General features: G+C 68.4%; 2 protein-coding genes. Both read left to right on the top strand.

Going from position 1 to position 2,445, the window contains the following annotated elements; translation table 11 throughout:
* Positions 1-276: 276 nt before the first annotated feature.
* A complete protein-coding gene (gene dxr, locus ELR45_RS12110) occupies positions 277-1,494 on the top strand; it encodes a 1-deoxy-D-xylulose-5-phosphate reductoisomerase (protein WP_129666257.1) in 1,218 nt (405 codons plus the stop codon).
* 56 nt (positions 1,495-1,550) lie between these two features.
* Positions 1,551-2,445 (top strand): M50 family metallopeptidase (locus ELR45_RS12105; RefSeq protein ID WP_205856467.1); only part of this gene is annotated, 895 nt, incomplete at its 3' end.

Raw genomic sequence — 2,445 nt, 5'->3', positions numbered from 1 at the left:
CTCGTTGTGTTCGTCGTCGTCCGGCCGCACCGTCTGACCAACCCGTACTCGGCGTCGTCGGAGGCATCGCCCGCGACGGTGGAACTGGACCCGTCGACGGACGGGCCGGGTGCATCGCCGGACGTGCCGTCGGATGGGCGCGCCGCGGCGTGAGATCCGGCGCCGATGCGTGACTGCCGACGGTCGGTGTGGTGATCACCCCACCGAACGTCGGCGATCTCCGGCTGTGCGCGGGACGGTGGCCCGGGAGGGCAGGCCGGGGTGGAGAATAGCTGTGTGAGCGCAGACAGAGCCGGGCAACCCCGCGACGTGATCATCCTCGGCTCCACCGGGTCGATCGGTCTCCAGGCGATCGACGTGGTGAAGCGCCACCCGGACCGGTTCCGGGTGACCGGGCTCGCCTCCGCGGGGAGTGATCCCGCCACGCTCGCGGCGCAGGCCCTCGAACTCGGCGTCGAGGTCGTCGCCGTCGCCCGGGCGGGTGCTGCCGAGGACCTTCTGCTGGCCTTCTATGCCGAGGCTCAGCAGCACGGCTACAGCTCGGGTGAGTACGCGCTGCCGAAGATCCTCACCGGACCGGACGCGGCGACCGAACTGGCCGGCCAGCAATGCGACGTGGTGCTCAACGGCATCACCGGATCCATCGGGCTGGCGCCCACGCTGGCGGCCCTGGATGCCGGCAGGACGCTCGCGCTGGCGAACAAGGAGTCGCTGATCGCCGGCGGCCCGCTGGTGAAGGCGGCCGCCCGGCCTGGACAGATCGTGCCGGTCGACAGCGAGCACAGCGCACTTGCGCAGTGCCTCCGCGGCGGCAGTGCGGAGGAGGTCAAGCGGCTGATCGTGACCGCCAGCGGAGGACCGTTCCGCGGGCGCGGCCGGGACGAGCTGGCCGGCGTCACACCGGAGCAGGCGCTGGCACATCCCACCTGGGACATGGGGCGGGTGATCACCACCAACTCCGCCACTCTGGTCAACAAAGGGCTGGAGGTCATCGAGGCACACTTGCTGTTCGACGTGCCGTTCGACGCGATCGAGGTCGTCGTGCATCCGCAGTCGATCGTGCACTCCATGGTGGAGTTCGTCGACGGCGCGACCCTGGCCAAGGCCAGCCCTCCGGACATGCGCCTGGCGATCGGCCTGGCACTCTCGTGGCCGGACCGGATCCCCGACGTGGCTCCCGCCTGCGATTGGACCACCGCCTCGACCTGGGAGTTCTTCCCGCTCGACAACCACGCTTTCCCGGCCGTCGCGCTGGCCCGGGAAGCGGGAGAGCGGGGCGGCACCGTCCCCGCGGTGTACAACGCCGCCAACGAGGAATGCGTCGACGCCTTCCATGATCATCGGCTCTCGTTCACTGGCATCGTCGATGCGATCGCCCGCGTGCTGGACGAGTACTCTGAAGAAGGGAACGTCACGAGCATCGAGGACGTTCTAGCCGCGGAGCAGTGGGCCAGAACGCGTGCCCGCGAGATCATCGCATCGGAAGGACAGTAGTGAGCGCAGACCAGGCTGTGCCGGGTGACGCCAGGACCGTGAGGGAGAGGCGCTAGGTGGACCTGCTCGTCGTCGTCGGGATCCTGCTGTTCTTCGTGGGGCTGATGCTCTCGATCGCACTCCACGAGATCGGCCACCTCCTTCCGGCCAAGCTCTTCGGCATCAAGGTCACTCAGTACATGGTGGGCTTCGGGCGGACCATCTGGTTCCGCAAGCGTGGCGAAACCGAGTACGGGTTCAAGGCCGTCCCGCTCGGTGGCTTCATCCGGATGATCGGGATGTTCCCGCCGGAGCCGGGTGGCGACCCGAACAAGCTGCGCAAGGCCAGCACCGGGCCTTTCCAGGCCCTGATCGAGGACGCGCGGCGCAACGTCAAGGAAGAGATCCAGCCCGGCGACGAGGACCGCGTCTTCTACCGCAAGGCCTGGTGGAAGAAGCTCATCGTGATGCTCGGCGGTCCGGCCATGAACGTGGTCCTGGCGCTGCTGCTGGCCGGCGGCGTCCTGATGACCTTCGGCAACCCGGAGAAGCCGGTCCTGGCGCCGACCGTCAGCCAGGTCAGCGAGTGCGTCATCCCCGCGTCCGAAGAACGGGTGGAGTGCCAGCCGGGCGACGAAGATGCTCCCGCGGCGGCGGCAGGAGTCTTGCCCGGTGACGAGATCGTGTCGTTCAACGGCCAGCCGGTGGAGTCCTGGGAACAGGTGTCCGCGGATATCCGCGCCGCCGGCTCCGGGCAGGTTCAGATCGGCGTCGTCCGCGACGGCGAAGAGATCACGCTGACGCCGGATCTGATCATGGCCGAGCGGCACACCGAGGACAGCACGGTCAATGATCCCGAGTACAGCGAGGTCGGCTTCCTCGGCGTCAGCCCGATCATCGACGGGTACGAGAAGGAGAACGTCGTCGGGGTCGCCGCCTGGAGCGGTGAGTTCATCACCCGGATGCTCGATG

The organism is Phytoactinopolyspora endophytica (assembly GCF_004138495.1).
GTDB lineage: Bacteria > Actinomycetota > Actinomycetes > Jiangellales > Jiangellaceae > Phytoactinopolyspora > Phytoactinopolyspora endophytica.
This window is presented reverse-complemented; position numbering and strand designations above follow the sequence as displayed.